Source organism: Lactiplantibacillus sp. 3062, from assembly GCF_055413545.1.
This window is the reverse complement of sequence record NZ_JBVAYE010000009.1, coordinates 94,967-113,704: the sequence shown is the minus strand read 5'-3', so window position 1 is coordinate 113,704 and position 18,738 is coordinate 94,967. Positions and strand designations below refer to the sequence as shown.

Annotated in this window: 19 protein-coding genes; 3 read left to right on the top strand and 16 right to left on the bottom strand. The window is 42.9% G+C overall.

Annotated elements, in window-relative coordinates; all coding sequences use genetic code 11:
• Positions 1-34: 34 nt before the first annotated feature.
• The 3 genes from ACWQAU_RS12010 to ACWQAU_RS12000 all read left to right on the top strand — a co-directional run bounded on the left by ACWQAU_RS12010 (position 35) and on the right by ACWQAU_RS12000 (position 2,214).
• On the top strand, positions 35-1,192 hold the full coding sequence (locus ACWQAU_RS12010) for a site-specific integrase (RefSeq protein ID WP_027821884.1): 1,158 nt from the start codon (positions 35-37) through the stop codon (positions 1,190-1,192).
• A 491-nt stretch (positions 1,193-1,683) separates the two neighbouring features.
• The gene (locus tag ACWQAU_RS12005; protein WP_003642773.1) at positions 1,684-1,917 is read left to right on the top strand and encodes a hypothetical protein; all 234 of its coding nucleotides are present in this window, start codon (positions 1,684-1,686) and stop codon (positions 1,915-1,917) included.
• A 24-nt stretch (positions 1,918-1,941) separates the two neighbouring features.
• Positions 1,942-2,214, top strand: coding sequence for a hypothetical protein (locus ACWQAU_RS12000; protein ID WP_003642772.1), 273 nt, complete (start codon positions 1,942-1,944; stop codon positions 2,212-2,214).
• A gap of 48 nt (positions 2,215-2,262) precedes the next feature.
• Here ACWQAU_RS12000 and ACWQAU_RS11995 read toward each other — a convergent pair whose 3' ends face one another.
• From ACWQAU_RS11995 to ACWQAU_RS11920, 16 genes are all read right to left on the bottom strand, one after another.
• Positions 2,263-2,748, bottom strand: coding sequence for a MarR family winged helix-turn-helix transcriptional regulator (locus ACWQAU_RS11995; protein ID WP_003642771.1), 486 nt, complete (start codon positions 2,746-2,748; stop codon positions 2,263-2,265).
• 54 nt (positions 2,749-2,802) lie between these two features.
• The gene (locus ACWQAU_RS11990) at positions 2,803-4,779 is read right to left on the bottom strand and encodes a coiled-coil domain-containing protein (RefSeq protein WP_003642770.1); all 1,977 of its coding nucleotides are present in this window, start codon (positions 4,777-4,779) and stop codon (positions 2,803-2,805) included.
• A 99-nt stretch (positions 4,780-4,878) separates the two neighbouring features.
• Positions 4,879-7,653, bottom strand: a complete 2,775-nt coding sequence (locus tag ACWQAU_RS11985; protein WP_027821883.1) for a MucBP domain-containing protein — start codon at positions 7,651-7,653, stop codon at positions 4,879-4,881.
• Positions 7,654-7,967: 314 nt separating this feature from the next.
• Positions 7,968-8,099, bottom strand: coding sequence for a hypothetical protein (locus tag ACWQAU_RS11980; RefSeq protein WP_003642767.1), 132 nt, complete (start codon positions 8,097-8,099; stop codon positions 7,968-7,970).
• Between the two features lie 78 nt (positions 8,100-8,177).
• Positions 8,178-8,309: a hypothetical protein gene (locus ACWQAU_RS11975; protein WP_003642766.1), complete on the bottom strand. Its 132-nt coding sequence runs from the start codon at positions 8,307-8,309 to the stop codon at positions 8,178-8,180.
• 32 nt (positions 8,310-8,341) lie between these two features.
• Complete coding sequence (locus ACWQAU_RS11970; protein ID WP_011101806.1) at positions 8,342-8,473, bottom strand: hypothetical protein; 132 nt, start codon at positions 8,471-8,473, stop codon at positions 8,342-8,344.
• A gap of 32 nt (positions 8,474-8,505) precedes the next feature.
• Complete coding sequence (locus ACWQAU_RS11965; RefSeq protein ID WP_011101806.1) at positions 8,506-8,637, bottom strand: hypothetical protein; 132 nt, start codon at positions 8,635-8,637, stop codon at positions 8,506-8,508.
• Positions 8,638-8,669: 32 nt separating this feature from the next.
• Complete coding sequence (locus ACWQAU_RS11960) at positions 8,670-8,801, bottom strand: hypothetical protein (protein ID WP_011101806.1); 132 nt, start codon at positions 8,799-8,801, stop codon at positions 8,670-8,672.
• A gap of 30 nt (positions 8,802-8,831) precedes the next feature.
• Positions 8,832-8,975, bottom strand: coding sequence for a hypothetical protein (locus ACWQAU_RS11955; protein WP_003639252.1), 144 nt, complete (start codon positions 8,973-8,975; stop codon positions 8,832-8,834).
• 171 nt (positions 8,976-9,146) lie between these two features.
• Entirely contained in the window at positions 9,147-9,278 is a 132-nt protein-coding gene (locus ACWQAU_RS11950) for a hypothetical protein (protein WP_003642764.1), read from the bottom strand.
• 636 nt (positions 9,279-9,914) lie between these two features.
• Positions 9,915-11,678 carry an ABC transporter ATP-binding protein gene (locus ACWQAU_RS11945; RefSeq protein ID WP_003642763.1) on the bottom strand — a complete coding sequence of 588 codons (1,764 nt, stop codon included), beginning with the start codon at positions 11,676-11,678 and terminating at the stop codon, positions 9,915-9,917.
• Positions 11,650-13,227 (bottom strand): glycosyltransferase, encoded by a 1,578-nt coding sequence (locus tag ACWQAU_RS11940; protein ID WP_003642762.1) that lies wholly within the window; start codon positions 13,225-13,227, stop codon positions 11,650-11,652. The genes ACWQAU_RS11945 and ACWQAU_RS11940 overlap by 29 nt, the downstream gene beginning before the upstream one ends.
• A gap of 17 nt (positions 13,228-13,244) precedes the next feature.
• Positions 13,245-15,239, bottom strand: a complete 1,995-nt coding sequence (locus tag ACWQAU_RS11935; RefSeq protein ID WP_003642761.1) for an ABC transporter ATP-binding protein/permease — start codon at positions 15,237-15,239, stop codon at positions 13,245-13,247.
• Positions 15,240-15,643: 404 nt separating this feature from the next.
• Positions 15,644-15,835, bottom strand: coding sequence for a hypothetical protein (locus ACWQAU_RS11930; RefSeq protein ID WP_003646619.1), 192 nt, complete (start codon positions 15,833-15,835; stop codon positions 15,644-15,646).
• A 425-nt stretch (positions 15,836-16,260) separates the two neighbouring features.
• The gene (locus tag ACWQAU_RS11925; protein WP_003642759.1) at positions 16,261-17,613 is read right to left on the bottom strand and encodes a glucose-6-phosphate isomerase; all 1,353 of its coding nucleotides are present in this window, start codon (positions 17,611-17,613) and stop codon (positions 16,261-16,263) included.
• A 220-nt stretch (positions 17,614-17,833) separates the two neighbouring features.
• A complete protein-coding gene (locus ACWQAU_RS11920; protein WP_003642758.1) occupies positions 17,834-18,691 on the bottom strand; it encodes a GRP family sugar transporter in 858 nt (285 codons plus the stop codon).
• Positions 18,692-18,738: the final 47 nt, after the last annotated feature.

Sequence of the window (18,738 nt, the reverse complement as noted above, 5' to 3'; positions counted from 1 at the left end):
GCCCCCGCACGGTACGTTATGGAGGAAATTATAAATGGCAACAATCAAGAAGTATCAGGACAAGGACGGGAATACCCGTTATCAGTTTCAAGTTTATTTAGGCGTTGATCCACTAACGGGAAAAAAGAAAAATACCCGACGCCGTGGATTCAAGACAAAAAAAGAAGCCCAGATTGTATTATCAAGACTTGAACTTGATATTTACAATCATGGACTACCGACTAAAAACGATAATACAATTTTTAAAGATATTTACCAGCTGTGGTTCACACAATATAAACAAACGGTTAAGGAAAGCACTTGGGTAACTACTCAACGGCTGTTCCGGCTTCATATTTTACCAATATTTAGTGATTACAGGATTGCTAAAATATCCATTAAGGACTGTCAAAAAGCCATTAACCAGTGGTTTAATACCGGCTTAGTAAAGTATCATACTCTAATGAACTACGTTGCCAAGGTGCTTGATTATGCCATCAACATTGACTTAATCAGTGAAAATCCGGCTAAGCGTGTTATTGTACCAGTGAATAAAAACGATCGTTCACGCAAAAATTTAGAAAATTATTTTGATAAGGCTGAATTACAACACTTCTTTGAGTGTCTGAATGATGATGACAATACACCGCAAGCCAGTGTATTCTTTCGTTTAGCGGCCTTTACTGGTATGAGAAAATCTGAAATGCTTTGCTTAGAATGGTCTGACATTGATTTTAGCAACCACACTATACGGGTTAATAAAACACAATCCCGTGGTGATGGTGCCCGTCTGCTAGTACAAGCGCCCAAGACAGCGCGTAGCAATCGGACAGTGTATTTAGATCCCACTACGATCAAAATATTGCAACACTGGCAAGTTGATCAAAAAGAATGGCTACTACGTTTCGGCTTTAACATCAACCAAGGTAACCACTATGTGTTTGCTAATGAAAATAACGAGATGTTTCAACCATCTAAGCCACGTAAATGGCTTGAGCATACTCTAACTAAATATGACTTGAAGCATGTTACGGTTCACGCATTCCGCCACACTTATGCGACGCTTGCATTTGAAGCACATGCTTCCATCAAGTCAGTACAAGACCAGTTAGGGCATTCAAGCTATCGCACAACTTTAGATATTTACACCGCAGTTACTGCCAAGCAAAAAAATGAAGCCACCGAAAAACTGGCTAATTACCTTAATTTTTAATATTTAGACTGCTGAATTTGACGCATTTTACCAAGTGGACCACGTTGGACCACCATATGGACCACGTCAGGGGGTCTTTAAAACGTTGATATGTCAACATTTGGACCACCGGACCACGTGGACCACGTTAAAAAAAACATTTCCAGTTCTAGCAGAAAATAGGGTTAATTTATATGGTAGTCAGCCAAAAGGACAGCCAACTCAATTTCTTAATGGCCTGAACGCCTCATAATAGCTGGTATACAAGCATTTTTGGTGATATGGGGGTCGTTCCCAGTATACCCAATCAGAAGTACGGATAAAGCCACGCAGGTAAGATCAAATTTACCTGCGTGGCTTTTTATGAATTGTCACACCCTTGCCAGTGCAATTTTATCTTTTTTCACTCAAAACGGTTTACGGACTTGATTAGGGGTTTATAATAGATAGTGTAGACTGTCTGTGAAGCCTTGTAAAATTGTCACTATTTTAAATTCAATCCAAAGGAGATAATGTTGTTGGTATACAAAGATGTTTTTGGTATCGATCACAATGATTGTCACATTGTTCAGACGCGGCACGAGTTTAACCGGATCTTCATTATCGAAAATGAAGTTGGCTCTCGCTTTACTTGCATCAAAGATGATGCCCCACTCGAAAAGAAGATGTCTGGGCACTGGAAGTATGCAAAAGCTAGCGACGCCCCTAAGAACTATGCCGTTCCTTATAAGGCCCAGAAAAACTAAACAACCGTTGAAAAGAGGATTACGATGCGGCGCTATCAACCGTTAACCAAATCAAATGGCCGGGTCCCCCACTCGCTCAATCATAACACCAACCCCTACTATGGTCAGCATGGTGCTGATTGGGTCAAAGACACGAATGCTTCGCTATTTAATGCCCAACATGAGCATCTCCAATCAAAGAGCCATGTTGAGCGACGCGTGCGGCACAACGTCCGTCAAGTGTTGTGGGTGGTCGTGGCGATTCTTGCCATGTTACTTGGTGGTTTTATCTTGTTCTCATTAGCGATCAATATTTAACACTAAAAAGAGTCATTCAGCTTATACAAGTTGAATGACTCTTTTTTACTAGCCTTTAATTTCCTTGGTATCCACTAAAACTTTGCTGACCATCCGAAGCTCATCAGTTAATTCAGAGGTTCGAATCCGGCCAAATTCGTCGAGGAACTTGCCAAGGCGTTCTTCGTTAACTTTTTCAATGACCCGTGCTAACTTCTCACCTTTGGCGGTTAACGTTAGATAACGGTACCGACGATCATAAGGATCGATGTTCAACACAATCAAGTCATTGTTGATCAAGTAGGTCAGTTTCCTTGAAATCGCTGAAGAAGAGACGTGGCGGTCAGCGGCTAGCTCTTTCACCGTAATCCGGTGATCAGTGCTATGGTCAAGATAGTAGAGAATCAAGAACTGTTCGAATGACACGTCCGCATCAGTCACCATCGTTTGAATAATCTCGCGAAGATGGCTTTCAAGCCATGACATGCCCACTAAGACTTTTTCGAACAATTCCGCATCGTCGTACTTGGCCTTCTTAGTATTAGTCTTCATCATTATTTAAAACCCCATTCATGCGTCACGTTCAAGGCATCATCAACAACCCCGTGATTACGCACGGACTTCTGCAGCTGGCATAACGGTGATTTCAAGATCACGTGTCATTTGTTTCTCAATCGCAGTCTGAACATCACGATCCGTTACAACTAAGCTCGACAACTTACTCTTTCCGTTGATAATATCTTGGACGTGTTGATTATCCAAATCATCAGCAGAGACGATTGGTAAGAGATGGAAATTATCATTCGTTGCTTGTAAGCATTGGTCGAACAATGGGGCGTTAACTCCCATAACCAACACACTGTTTTGTTGTTGTAAGACTGATGCCAACCACCAGTTCAATAATTGTGCTTCAGAATGGAAGACATTCGTGATGGCTTCTTCCTTGTTCACTAATTGAATTGATAATTCGTGGTTACTACCATATTGCTTGACCATTGCTAAAGAGTGGTCTGGACGATAGAAGTTTTCTAGTGTCACTTGTGAGTTATTCGTCCGGTCAAGGTACTGAGTGACTGACAAGAACCCGGCAGCATCGTACACATCCCGACGAGTTGCTAATGACCCATTGAAGTAAGTCATGTACCAAATGGCACCATTCTTACGGTACTTCAATGTCATAATTGGGTTACCGCCGTCATCGGCAATTGACACAATCTGCTTATCAGCATTGCGCTTATATTGCCATGCAGGATTATCAGGTAATTCTGGTTTAGTCTTCGCAACGGCACCCGGTACCTTTGCCTGAATCGTGTAGTACATGTTGTACAAGCCAGTTCGTTTATCAACTAAGCCAGCTGATTGGTAACTGTTCCAAATTTCTGGCAAGCTGTCATTATAGTTAACCGTAATAACATTAGCTTTATCCTTAACTTCACTCTTCAATAAGCCCATGATCATTTCCATCGAAGCCTTTTCATCACCAGACAATGATTGAATCAGATCGGTGCTGAACAAGAAGTACTTTGCAGACTGGTCAAATTCGACGGGCGATACTAAGTGAGTCGTCCCGTAATCCGATTTTAACTTGGCATCAATGCTTTCAATCTTTTGTTGGAGCCCCTTAACAATCGTGGCATTTTGATCATAATCATGTTGTAATCGATTGATTTTCTGATTAATCAAGTTGAGTGAACGTTCTTGTTCGTCTTGAGCACTCTTCTTCTTACGATCATAAGCAACTAACGCATCTTGAGCGGTATGTAAGTCTTTTTCCGCACTCGTAATCGCGTGTTCCTTCCGCGAACGTTCACGGGTTTCAGTCTGTTCACGCTTCTGGAGTTTCACGAGTTCACTGTTGATTGCGTCACTCTTTTGATACAGATCCTGTGCTTGCTTCTCCTGTTGCTTCATCAACACGAATAACTTCTTAAGATCCTGTTCGCCCTGAATTGCTTTACGCATATCAGCTTCATTTTGCTTCAAATCAGCTAATGATTGTTCAGACTGCGTAATCTTCTTTTCCAACGATTTGATGGTTTGATCGCTCTTAGCAAGAGCTTTCTTAGCATCATCATAACGTTTTTGAGCAGCATTGATGGTCTTGACCATTCCCTGCCGTTCGCTATCGTTCGTGTTAACGACTTTGTCCTGTTTAGACAGAGTAACCTTAGCGTCCTTTAACTGTTGTTCTAAGTTTAACTGTTCGGCAACTAAAGTTTCATACTGTTGCTTTTCGTGCTTACGATCCTGAACTAATTGGACCTTAAGCTCCCCACGTAAAGTTTGGTATTGCTTGTTTAAGTCAGCCATTTCGCGTTCAATGGCCACACTGTTTTTGGCTGCTGTTTGGGTAGCACGCCGTTGGTTGACCCGGTTTTGGCCCTTAACTGGGGCACTAGTTGAAGCAGTCACGCTGCTACTAGTTGGCCGGACACCAGCAGATGACCGCACATTGGGGGTCGTACTACTTTGAGTCGCCTTTGGTTTTGGCTTTTGAGCAGCAACGGTTGAAGTCGCCGTTGCACGCTCAGAATGATTACGGTAATCCTCATTCTTATCTCTGCGCTTTTTATTGAACATCTTCATAATGCAACTCCTCCATAAACTTGATTGTTTGCTCAAAGAGTAGAAAGGTCATCGCTGACCTTTCTATCCGTTCAGCAAATAATCAAGCTATTCTAATTATTATGCTTCATGCTTCCGACGAGAAACGCCAAAGTATAGCGCTGAACCCATCAATAAGGTTGAAAGACCCAAGACAGCCAAGGCAGTCCCGTTTTCGTCTTCATCCGTTTGTGGTAACGTCTTTGCGTCTGAAGTCGTCGTCTTAGTCGTAACTACTGGCTTCAATGAGGCTGATGCAGGAACAACCCCACTAGTCCCATTGTTAGTAGTAGCCGTCGTCGTTGGCGTTACTTCATCATCAGAAACCGTGGTTGCTGGTGCCGTTGAAGTCGTCGTTGATGAACCGTTGTTTGATGAACCATTACCATTATCAACAGTATCGTCACTTGGCGTCGTAACAGGAGCAGTTGTAGTTGTACCAGTACCGCCACCGTTGACGTTGTCACCAGTGCCAGGTGCAGTCGTAGGTGCTACCGTTGGTGCCGTGGTTGGTGCTGTGGTTGGTGCTACTGTTGGCGCCGTAGTCGGTGCCGTAGTAGGAGCTACTGTTGGTGCTGTGGTTGGCGCTACTGTTGGCGCCGTAGTTGGTGCCGTAGTAGTACCACCATTCTTCGTATATACTAAGGTCACGGTGTTACCGTTATAACCAATTGTCCCGGCAATAGCATCACCAGTTGAGTGGTTGTAACTGTAACCAGCAATTTCTGGTTGACCAACAGTGTAAGCTTGACCAACAATATATTCAGTTACGTTGGATGCTTTGATAGTGTTACCATCAGCATCAACATAATTAATCGTCAAGTTAGCTTTGTTTTCAACTGGTGTCGTTGAATCCTTGGTGTAAGTTAAGGTAATCGTCTTATTACCATCAACCGTACCAGTCAAAGCGGCATCAGCTGACTTGTAAGTGTAACCATCGATCGTTGGCGTTTCAACCGTATAAGTTGAGCCGTTATCCAAAGTTTGGGTCGTAGCGGCCTTGATCGTGTTACCATCAGCATCAACGTAGTTTACCGTAACCGTTGATTGTTCAACTGGGGTGGCATTCTTGGTGTAAGTTAAGGTAATCGTCTTATTGCCATCAACCGTACCAGTCAAAGCGGCATCAGCTGACTTGTAAGTGTAACCAGCAATCGTTGGCGTTTCAACCGTATAAGTTGAACCGTTATCCAAAGTTTGGGTCGTAGCGGCCTTGATCGTGTTACCATCAGCATCAACGTAGTTTACCGTAACCGTTGATTGTTCAACTGGGGCTGCATCCTTCGTATAAGTGAAGGTAACCGTGTTACCACCAGAAACAAAAGTCCCAGTTTGGGTTGCATCACCCGTTAAGGTATAACCGTCAATCGAAGCGGCATTTACACTGTAAGCACCGCCAACTTCAGCTGCAGTACCATCAGCACCTTCTGTATAAGTCTTAGAAGGTAAGATCGTATTGCCATCAGCATCAACGTAGTTAACAGTCAAGTTTGAAGCTTCGGTATTTTGTGAGTAGACTAACGTCAATTCAGTACCAGCAGCCGTCACATTACCATCAGAATCAGTGGTGTCAGCGGCAACTGTTCCAGTCAAAGCACTGGACTTAGTCGTATCTAACGTGTAATTACTGAAAGTAGCAGGTGTAACGGTGTAAGTATTGTCAACATCGCCTTGAACAGTCGTGTCATCCGCAATCTTATTGCCGTTTTCATCAACGTAATGGACAACGACCGTACCAGCGGCAACAGAAGTATCCATTACTTGGGTTGCATAGCTCCAAGCCTCAATCTGCTGATTGGCATCAGTGTTGTTAGTATTAGTTGATAACTTATTAACTGAGGTAGTCCCTGTAAATTCCAAATATGCAGCCCGGCTACCCGTCGTCGCGTCGTCGTTAGCTTTGAAAGTATAGAGAACAGTGACATAACTATCAGCATCAGTTAGCTTCGTGATGTCCACAGTGGCAGTTGAAGCACCAGCTGCGTAACTGTATTCCTTACCGGATTCAGTTGCGTATTCAACGGCAGTCCAAGTGCCATTACTGTTGGAACCATTTGGCGCAATTGAAACTTGACCAGAAGCATTAGCCCAATCAAGCGCTTGGCTCTTGGTTAACCGGATGGCAACTGCGTACGTATGCCCGGCAGTAACTTTGATGTTCGTGCCATCAACATTTTCCTGAATGTATTGTGCTTGGTCTTGTAAGTTGCCCGAACCACCCGACTGAGTAGCACTCGTCAATGTTCCAGCGTCAACTGAGCCAGCAGCAGTTTGATTAGCAGCTTCAGAAGCTGGTGCCGTTACTGTTGGGGCTGTAGTCGCAGCCGTGGTCGTAGCAGTTGTGGTTGCCGTTGCTGCAGCAGAAGCTGGTGTTGCAACTGATGCCTTAGCAGCCGTTGCTGCAACAGTTGCCGTTGAAGTCGATGTCGCATCACTGCTTGCTGGTGTAGTCGCACTGACAGTTGCAGCTGAAGAACTAGCCGCACTCGTTGTTGACGTAGCAGCTGAAGAAGCAGTCGAGCTGGCAGCACTACTTGAAGTAGTAGCAGTTGAGCTAGCCGTACTTGACGTTGAAGTTGCAGTTGAAGATGCAGTTGAAGATGCAGAACTGGCATCCGTAGCAGCTGATGAAGTCGCCGTTGAACTAGTTGCAGCAGAGCTGGCAGCACTAGAAACTTGTTCCGTGGTTGCGTCTGAGCTAGCAGCAGTATCAGCAGAAGCATTAACGTTGGCAAATACTAAACCTGCAGCCAAAGCTAACGTGGTTGCGCCGGCATAAACCCAACGCTTGCCATCTTTATACATCTTTACCCGATAAACCGAATCACCGGTCATTTTTTGATTATCTTTTGACATATGGAATCCTCCCCGAGCACCCACGATTTTCTGCATTTATGTAAAATGATGGGCGACAAATCGCTTGCCAGCCCATCATCTTAGTCGTGCTTATCGTGTCGTGCTTAATAACACCATAACGATTTTGTTGGCATTTCAGTTATATTTAACGAATTAGCCCTTGAATGCGGCAATTACGTTTAAGATAAAACTGTGTAATCCACCAAAGATGTCGTTGGAAACACTTGATGTATATGATGATGTGTGTGTACCTGGTAAAATATGAAAATCATTGAAAAAACTCATGAGATTAATCCCCTTTAATTGTTAATTAATTAGCCTTTGAATGCAGCAATTACGTTCAATACGAATTGGTAGAAAGTACCAAGTGGTTGGTTGCTAACGTAGCTGGTGTGTGATGAAGTATGCGTACCTGGTAAAAAGTGTAAATCTGAAAAGAAACTCATAATGTATATCCTCCCTCATTATCTAAATAATATCAAGACATTAATTAATATATTAATTAATTAGTTTATCGAAATAGATTATCCCTTGATCGCTTTAATAACGTTCAAGATGAAGCTGTGCAAGCCACCAAAGATATCATTTGAAACACTTGATGTGTATGATGACGTATGTGTACCTGGTAATACATGGAAATCGTTAAAGAAACTCATAATGTAAATCCTCCTATGATTGTTTGACTAAATTACTTTTTGAATGCAGCAATCAAGTTCAAGACGAAGCTATGGAAACCACCGAAGATGTCGTTTGAAACACTTGATGTGTATGATGACGTATGCGTACCTGGTAATACGTGGAAATCGTTAAAGAAACTCATAATGTAAATCCTCCTATAATTGTTTGACTAAATTACTTTTTGAATGCAGCGATCAAGTTCAAGACGAAGCTGTGGAAGCCACCAAAGATATCGTTTGAAACACTTGATGTGTATGATGACGTATGTGTACCTGGTAATACGTGGAAATCGTTAAAGAAACTCATAATGTAAATCCTCCTATGATTGTTTGACTAAATTACTTTTTGAATGCAGCAATCAAGTTCAAGACGAAGCTGTGGAAACCACCGAAGATATCGTTTGAAACACTTGATGTGTATGATGACGTATGCGTACCTGGTAATACGTGGAAATCGTTAAAGAAACTCATGTTGAAATCCTCCTATAAAATTAACTATGATTATTTGCTGAACAAACTCTTGATTGCAGGAATCAAGTTTAAGATGAAGCTGTGGAAGCCACCGAAGATGTCATTTGAAACACTTGATGTGTATGATGACGTGTGGGTTCCCGGTAAGAAGTGCAAATCAGTAAAGAAACTCATGAATAACTCCTCCTTTTAAGTTAGTTAATGGTTAAATCCCCAAGCCTAGCCACTTGTATGGCAAGACTTGAGAGTTTGGAAAACAAATTAAATTCCGACAAACTTGATTAAACAGTTAGAAAATTCAACTAATTAATCATTGAATTCCCTAACACCCGTCTCTAGCAACGCTTAACCTTTGATTGCGGCAATCACGTTCAACACAAACTGATAGAAAGTACCAAGTGGTTGGTTGCTGACATAACTAGTATGTGATGATGTGTGGGTCCCTGGTAAGAGATGTAAATCACTGAAGAAACTCATGTTAATATCCTCCTTAGAAAATTTACAAATTGTTCACAAATTAGCAGCTCAATAATCATTAATTTAATTTAGTCTGTTAAATAACTAATATTGATTACTAATGCGAACGTGAAACAAGTAACCTCGTTTACGATTTAAATATTAACTAATTCGCCCCACAATCGTCAATAAAATTACTAATATTTGAATAAATACAGGGCAGTATCATATTCAATCAGTAAATGTGTATACTATGGACAACTTACGCGTTTCATTAACGGTCAAAATTTGTGTCCAATATCAATATTATTTATATTTATCACCAGTTAACTATGCCAGCAGAAAGCGTTTAAACCCCTGATAATATCAGCATTTCAGCGTAGTTGCTTGCTGCGACATCCCCTCTTTTTTTCCGAATTATGAACCATACCATCGGGAAATTTATTCCCTAAAAAATAATTATAAATATCGCTTTTTTCGACTTATTATTAAAATTATTAATACTTTTTATATTTTTTACGGCGGTTTTATTTCATGCCTTAACCCACGTTATCCAGTTGAATACATATTTTGGGATCAAAAAAGTGGCTATTGCCAACACTCAGCAATAACCACTTACTAATTTTAATAATCAAACAATATTTCACTAAGGCCTTTTTAACCGTGTTGATACTGCAGCCGATAAAAGTCACGATAACGTTCATGGGTTGCTAATAAGGACTCATGATTGCCATCACCCGTAATCTGACCATCCTCCATGAAGAGAATTCGCGGATAAGCTTCGATCTGGTTTAACCGATGGACAATCGTAATAGTCGTCAGGTCAGCTGGTAACGTCGCCAAGAGCTGGGTCACCCGTTCTTGGTTCTGATTATCAAGACTAGCCGTCGCTTCGTCTAAAATCAATAACGACGGGTGGCGGACGAGTGCCCGGACGATGGCCAAACGTTGCCGCTGTCCACCAGAAACATTCAAGCCCCGTTCACCGACGTCCGTATCAAGACCAGCTGACAGTTCAGCTAGCCAGTCCGCTAAGCCGACTTGTGTCAACAACGCACTCAATTGTTCATCAGAGACCGGTTCCGTCGAACCTAACAGGAGATTATCGCGAATCGTCCCGGGCATCAAGTCTACTTCTTGACTCACGTAGCCGATCTGATTACGAATCGAGGGAATCGTATAACTGGCCATTGTCTCGCCATTCACGTCCAGCTCACCACGAGTTGGCGTATAGTAAGCCTCTAAGAGCGAAACTAAGGTCGTTTTCCCGCTACCACTCTCACCAATCAAGGCAATCCGCTCACCGCGATGAATTGTCAAATCAATGTCCTTAAGCACCGGTTTATCACTTTCGTAGCCAAAATCGACGTGATCAAAGTCGACCGTATCGATTGTTGACAGCGTTTCGCCTGACAACCGCTTATCTTCTTCCGGACTATCTAAAATGTTGTCGATTCGCTCAGTTGCCCCGACCGTTTGTTGCAAGGCAGTCACTAAGCCAGTTACGCTACTCAGTGGTGAAATCATTTGAACGGCATACATTAAGAAAGCTACTAAACTTCCAATTGTCAACGCGTTCGTTTGTACCAAGATCCCACCATAAACAATGATAATGAAAATTGCGGCCAGTAACATGATGTTTAGCACTGGATTAAGCACCGAGATCAGCTTGATTTGACGGACACTGAAGCCTTTGATCCGATCAACTTGATCTTTTCCCTGTTTTTTCAGTGCCTTTTCAGCAACCATTGCTTTCACTAACCGATTTTGACCAATCATTTGTACTGCTGCACTATTTAAGTTGGCCGTTTCTTTTTGAATCGCTTTGGAGATCCGCGCTAACACTTGACCCATTGGCACAATGATCACGGCCATCAATGGAACCACAATTAAAATAATAATCGTTAAGCGGAAGTTTAATAACAACATTAACGTCAAGGAACCCACAATTGAGATGATCCCATTAATGGCATTCGAAAACTGACTTGAAATCAATTCAAAAATCGTCGATGTATCGTTAACTACCCGACTAGACAGTTCCCCCGTCCGGTTATGGTCAAAATACGGAATCGGCAAGTCCACGATATGTTGCCATAACGCGCTCCGCAACGTCGAAACGGCGTCGACCCCCGTATAACTAAGTAGAAAACTCGACGCAACACTTGCAAATAGCTGCACGACAATCACAGCGCCTAACCGAAGCAACAGTTGACCCGAAGTACCATGGTTAAAGGCGTCGATAAACTCCTTCAACATCAACGTAATGCCAAGACTACAAATCGTTGCGACAAACGACAACAGGATTCCAATCACAAAGAGTCCCTTCTTCGGGTGAGCATGGGTCATGATCAATCTCAATAAATCACGGGTCCCATACTTGGCATGTGGTTGTTTAGCCGATGACGTGATATGCGTTTCCATTGGTTGTAACTCCCCTCATTGCTTGAATATCAGGCTGAATGACATGATCATTCCACCGTTGCCAAATCATAGCCTCAGAAAAACGGCTACTGTTGCCATATGCCCGTTCACTCATCTTCGCCAACTGTTTAGGGTGTTGTAAGAGCGTTAAAATCACCTTGCCCAATTCAACTAAATTATTGGGGGTGATCAATCGCCCATTTTCACCATCCGTAATCATCGTTGCCGGACCATACTTAATGTCATAGGCAACCACCGGAACGCCATGACTTAACCCTTCTAAAATACCTAAGTTAAAGCCCTCATATTGGCTAGTAAGGACCATCAGTTGTGCTTGGTTATAGACCGGTGTCAAATCGCGCTCAAAGCCCTTAAACGTGATAAATGACTGCCAACGTTGCGAACTGACCAAGGCTCGCAACCGATTTTCTTCTTTAAATCCAGTCCATGAATCACCATAACCATAAATATCTAAGGTCACATTCGACTGTTTTTCATGAACATAGGCGACCGCCTTAATCAATTGTTCCAAATTTTTCTCTGCCGATAAGCGAGCAACGGCAATCACCTTGCCCTCAATCCGATCCTTAAAGTCAACCGGACGAGCTGCTAATTGTTCGTCACTTACACTACCAACTGGAATCGCTAAAGTTGGAATCACATTATGAATGTGGTTCGTCATATCATCACACTCTTCTTGCGTGGACATGATCAAACCAGCCATTTGACTGGCGTGATCTAACCCGATTTGAGTGTACGGCACAATTGGTGAGTTCACAACGTCAAGTGGGTCCAGCGTGAAATTACTGTGTAAGAACTCATACTTGCGCGCTGCTGTGGACATTTTAACAATCGGATTCATTCCAGCATCACTACGATCCACGATCATGGTTCCGTGACCGCCATACTCAGTATTTAACGCGTCTAAGAAAAAGGCAGTCAGCTGATCCCAGTCCTCAAATTCGTAATTATGCCCGTGATAGTTTAACAGCCGTTGATGAGTGGCAACTGGTTGTTGCTTCTCATTTGGCCGGAAAAACGTCTCTAAGACAGGCTGTTGTTGTAAATTACAGTGTTGCTCTAACACAATATTCTGCTTGTCATCAAAGTACTGGGCCACCGTTAAGAAGCCCCGCGTATCATAATAGTCTCGACGGCTGACCGCGCCCTGTGGATTGAGAATATCGACGTAATCAATATTCCCCTGCGCATTTAACATTAGTGCTTTTTGCCGTTGTTCCCGTTGAATGACGTCAAATTCATTAGCGCTGACCCGTTCCAGCGTTTCACCCGTCACCCGTGGATAATTGGCCGCAGTTAACGGTTCGCCTTCGTAATTCGTAGTGCCTTGAAAATAATCATACATATTGACCTGGAACTCATCATCATACCCAATGAGTTGCATATTATGATGTAAATCGCGTACAAAGTTACGGGTCACGATCAACGCAGGTACCCGGTGCTTTGTGAATAATTTTTGACGCTGAATCATGGCTAACTCAATAGCTGATGGCGTCGAATCAATTTTGCTCGTAATAAAGAAATACATTTGCTACGCCCCCGCTTTTATTCATGTGATAAACTCTCGACTGGATCCAACCGTGCCGCCATATGTGCCGGTGCCAAAGCAGCCAATAAACTGATGACAACACTGACTGTAATGCCGCCCAGCATTGCTGCCCCGGAGATTCGAACGATTGGATACTTAATTAAGCTATAGATGGCCATATTGCCTAAGAATTGCCAACCTTCTCCAAACAGTAACCCCATAACGGCGGCTAATACCCCGATAGTTAAGGCCTCAGCAAAGAACAAATGACTAATATCGCGTTTGCGGGCGCCAAGTGCGCGCAAAACCCCAATTTCACGAGTCCGTTCAGAAACGCTGACGTACAGGACAACAATGATCATAATTGCTGAGACTAATAACGCAATACCAGCCACCCCGGTCAATACGTTAGTGGCTAAACGAATATAGGTATTCAATGAATCAATTAAATCACCGATTCCGGTATAGTTATACTGTTGCTTCTTATTCGTTCCCTTGATTGCCTTGATTTGGTGTTCGACTTGCTTAACATTCGCCAATTTATCTATTTGAACAATGGCAAAATTTGGTCGATAAGCCACATTCTTAGCAGTTAACATCTTTTTGACGGTTTGTGGTAAGACCACGACGCTAGTATCATCGCTACCCGTAATTCCGCTGACGGTCAGCGTCTGACTGACCGTTACGGACTGATTCTTGCGATTAACCGTTGCCAATTTAACGGTCAACTTCTTATTGAGCGCTTGTTGATAATTTTTCTTACCCACCATCTTCTTAGCTAACTTACGACCAATCAAAACTTGACCATTTTCAGGACGTGAACCGTCCTTAATTGTCTTACTCAAAATTGTGGGGTTATCCGTCTGGAGACTGGCCGTCACGGTTGTTTTTTTATAACTCGCTTGTGTGCTCGTGTAATAGCCCAGCTTAGCAGACTTAACATGTTTGATAGCCGCTAATTGTTTGACGTTTGCAGTCGTCACTTCGGCATTCTTCGCGGCTGTGACTTGTTCTTGGTTAACCGCTGCTTTGTAAGCTGCTGCACTGGTTGCTTTTTTACGCGCAGCCGTGCTGACTTTCCCCGTCTTCTTCGATACTTGGACAGCGGTTGGATTAACTTGAGACGTAATCTGGTGATTCATATAATTTTGAATCCCTGATCCCAAGCCCAGCATTACGACGATACTACTGATCCCGATCGACGATCCAAAGATAATCAGCAGGTAACGAAGCCACATTCGACGCATATGTTGCATGGACATCCGGAACATCTGCCGAAAGCCAAGTGTTCGGTAACGCGTCGGTTGCTTATCGACCACGTCGAAAGGCGCCCCGATCACTAATTCGTCATGAATCTGGCCGTCATCCAAATGAACGATCCGCGTCCCGTAGTCAGCCACTTCCTGCGAATGGGTCACGGTGATCACAAGTTTACCTTCCGCAGCGATTGAGTATAAAATATCCATTACTTCTTGGGTATTTTCACTATCCAACGCCCCGGTCGGCTCATCTGCGATAATAATATCGGGGTCACTGGCTAGTGCGCGAGCGATGGCGACCCGTTGCTTTTGACCACCGGATAGTTCATTTGGATACTGGTGCGTCTGCTGCTCAAGTCCCACCCGCTTGAGTAGGTCCTGTGCTTGCTGGACTTGTTGCGCATGGGACGTCTTAGTCATCTTTAATGAAAGCATGACGTTATCCAAGACAGTTAGGTAACTTACCAAGTTAAAGTTCTGAAAGATAAACCCGATTGTCTCCCGACGATACCGGTCCATTTGCCGCACATTCATTGAACGCAAGGATTGGCCGTCTAACAAGACATCTCCATCATAATGATGATCCAAGCCACCAATAATATTCATTAACGTTGACTTACCACCACCAGACTCCCCAAGAATGGAAATAAACTCCCCCCGTTCGAAGTTTAGATTAATGCCCTTCAAGATGACATTCTCTTGGTGATTTAAGGTATAGGCCTTACGAATATCGTGTAATTCTAAAAAGCTCATATATGTACCTCCACTATTTTATTAACTACATTCCCCACAATGTATTTCCTCATTAATAACATTGCGATTTTTGGTGAATGATGTAAAGTGTTATTGAATACCTGTGGTCATCATTCATAATTAAAATTATAATCATCCTAAATCCTAATAAACCGCCTACTTGGTAGTTACAATTTGTAAAATATCACCCATTTTGCTGATTTTTACAATAAAATTTTTTCTATTTCGAACTTATTTTATGACGGCAATCACGACTTAACCGTCAGCAGAGATAAATCCAAGCACCCCACACATTCAAGGCATGAACTAAAAAGCGTCAATTACTAGGCACACTGACTGCCAGTAACGGACGCTTCATCGTATTAAATTACACCTAATGACTCCAACTTCAATCAGCAGGATTCCTACTTAAAAAAGGACCGCTTCGTGACCACGCGGTAAATCGCATCCGCTAAACCAGTCACAAATACGACAATCAGCCCTGCAAATTGCAACCATGGCAATTGTTGCCTGATTACTGTCACTTCACTCCCCAGCCAAAAGACTAGTAACCCGAGAACAATAATGATACTTTCGATAATGTTTAATTTACGCATCTCAAACTCCTCACGTACATCACACATCGTTGCGAGCAACTACCATGCATGACTATATTTGTCCTTTAACACCTAATCTATTATAACCCGTCTGCTGTTAAATCACATGCCAACCACTCACGATTAAACTCGAGATAGGTCGGCAGATTTTTCATTGCGTGATGTCATTCAAAGTTAGTGCGACCAGTGCGGTCAAAAATTACGAGCGTCACCATGTTAAATTAGGGTCATCTTGCGGACGTAGCGATTCATTTCGCCAACAACGTTGTGATTCATAAATTTTAGATTAGCGACGACGCTCAATAACAGCTACGAACACAGCGTCAGAAAGACAAGCAAAAAGCCCCCAAAACAAGCAGCCTATCAGCCAGCTGATAGTTGTTTGTTTTAGGAGCTTCCATCTTAATTTCTAAAGTGCTAGCACCTTAGTCACTAAGACGTGCGGTTAACTTCTTAGTTAATTCTTCGTAACCAGGCTTGCCAAGTAAGGCGAACATGTTGTTCTTGTAAGCTTCAACACCAGGTTGGTTGAATGGGTTGATCCCGTTCAAGTAACCAGAAATGGCAACTGCAGCTTCAAAGAAGTACATCGTGTAACCTAACGTATAGGCATCCTGTGAAGGAATGTTAACGACCATGTTAGGAACACCGCCATCAACGTGGGCCATAATAACCCCTTCGAAAGCTTTGGTGTTAACTTGAGCCATCGTCTTGCCTTCAAGATACTTTAACCCATCAAGGTTTTCGGTTTCCTTAGGAATGTCAACGTCACTAGTAGCGTTGTCAACTTTAACGACCGTTTCCATCAAGTTACGACGGCCTTCTTGGATATATTGACCCAATGAGTGTAAGTCAGTCGTAAAGTTAGCTGATGATGGGTAGATCCCCTTTTGGTCTTTCCCTTCAGATTCACCCATTAATTGCTTCCACCATTCTGAGAACATCGCCATGTTTGGTTCGTAGTTTTCAAGAATTTCAGTGGTGTAGCCCTTCCGGTACAAGATGTTCCGGTAAGCAGCGTATTGGTAAGCTTCGTTCTTAGATAAATCGGCATCTTTGTATTCATTTTGGGCATCCGCAGCACCCTTCATTAATGAATCGATGTCGCCGCCTGATACCGCAATTGGTAATAAACCAACTGGTGTCAAAACAGTGAAACGACCACCAACATCATCAGGAATAACAAAGGTTTCGTAGCCTTCAGCGTCAGCTTCTTGCTTCAACGCACCGCGCTTGCGGTCAGTTGTGGCATAGATCCGGCCCTTAGCAGCTTCTTCACCATACTTCGCGATTAAACGTTCCTTGAAGACCCGGAATGCAATTGAAGGTTCCGTCGTAGTCCCTGACTTCGAAATGATGTTAACAGAGAAGTCACGGTCGCCGATTAAGTGAATTAAGTCGTTGACGTATGAAGATGAGATTGAGTTCCCAGCAAAGACAACTTGTGGGAATTTACGGTCTTCACGTGAAAGTGATGACCAGAAAGTTTCGTGTAAGAATTCAATGGCTGCCCGTGCACCGAGGTATGAACCACCAATCCCGATTACAACGAGGACGTCTGAATCGTCTTGAATCTTCTTTGCAGCGGTTTTAATCCGTGCAAATTCTTCCTTATCGTAATCTGTTGGTAAATTTAACCAGCCACGGAAATCATTACCGGCGCCGGTTCCTTCACGCAGCTCCTTATCAGCAGCTGTGACCATAGCTTGCATTTCGCCAAGTTCGTTATTATGGACGAACTTAGTTAAATTAGAGCTGTCAAATGAAATGTGTGCCATTTACTATTACCTCTTTCTATACGTATTTACATGTCATATTATACAATAGCTCGCCTAATAATGAAAAGCGCTTCCTCCCTTTTTTCGTAAATTTTCGTCATTTGTGTAAAAAATAAATACAATTATTAACAAAAAAGGTGCTGATAACTTACCGTTACCGCACCTTCAACAGATTTTTTTAATCTGTAAATCAAATAATTAATTTTTTAGTAAAGCTTTACTAAGCCTTCATTAAGGATAACGCGACCCCACCAACAATGACCAGGATCGAGCCAATCACCACGTAAACCATTTCTCGCTTCGTCTTGTGCTCTCCTAAGAGGTAGATACTCCCAAACGTCGAAATAACAATTCCCATTTGCGAAAGGGAGTATGCGACAGCTTGTCCGATTTGGGCCATTGCCATAAACATGAAGAGATTCCCAATACCCCAGACCAGACCAGTGACGATATTACGATAAGTTGCTTTAACAACCCATGGCTTATCCTTAAAGGACCAGATCAAAGCACCCAGCAACATCCCAACAGCTTGAGGCATTACAACTGCCTGTGCATTGACGTTACCATAATGGACCACAATCGTATAGCCAGCGTATCCAATCGTTGATAAGATCAAGGCACGAATCCCAACACCCCAATTTTCAGAAGCACTACGGTTCGGATCAGTCTTATCAGTTAAGGAAGTTAAAACAGCCCCGGCAATCAACACAATTACAGAAGCGGAGCCAATCCAATACATGTTTCCGTGCCATTCATTGAATAACAGCACACCGGCCAACGCATTAGCAACCAGTTGCATCCCAGTTGAAATCGGCGTAGTCCGTGAAATACCAACCGCCTTCATTGACGTAAATTGTTGACCTTGACCAATACTCCAGAATAACCCAGAAACAATCCCAATCAACCAAATTTTGCTTGTTAAAGTTGGCTGTTCTACGGCCCAGAGTGCCAAGCCAAATACCAAGGCTCCCATGGTCATCCCAAGGGTCTGTTGCCGAGCGGTACCGCCCATTCGGCCACTAATTAAGCCGATACTGCCCCACGCAATCGCAGGAATCAGTGCAATTAGAATTCCCATTACTAATAATCCTCATTTCTATGTTTTCTCTCTTGCCTAACGACAAG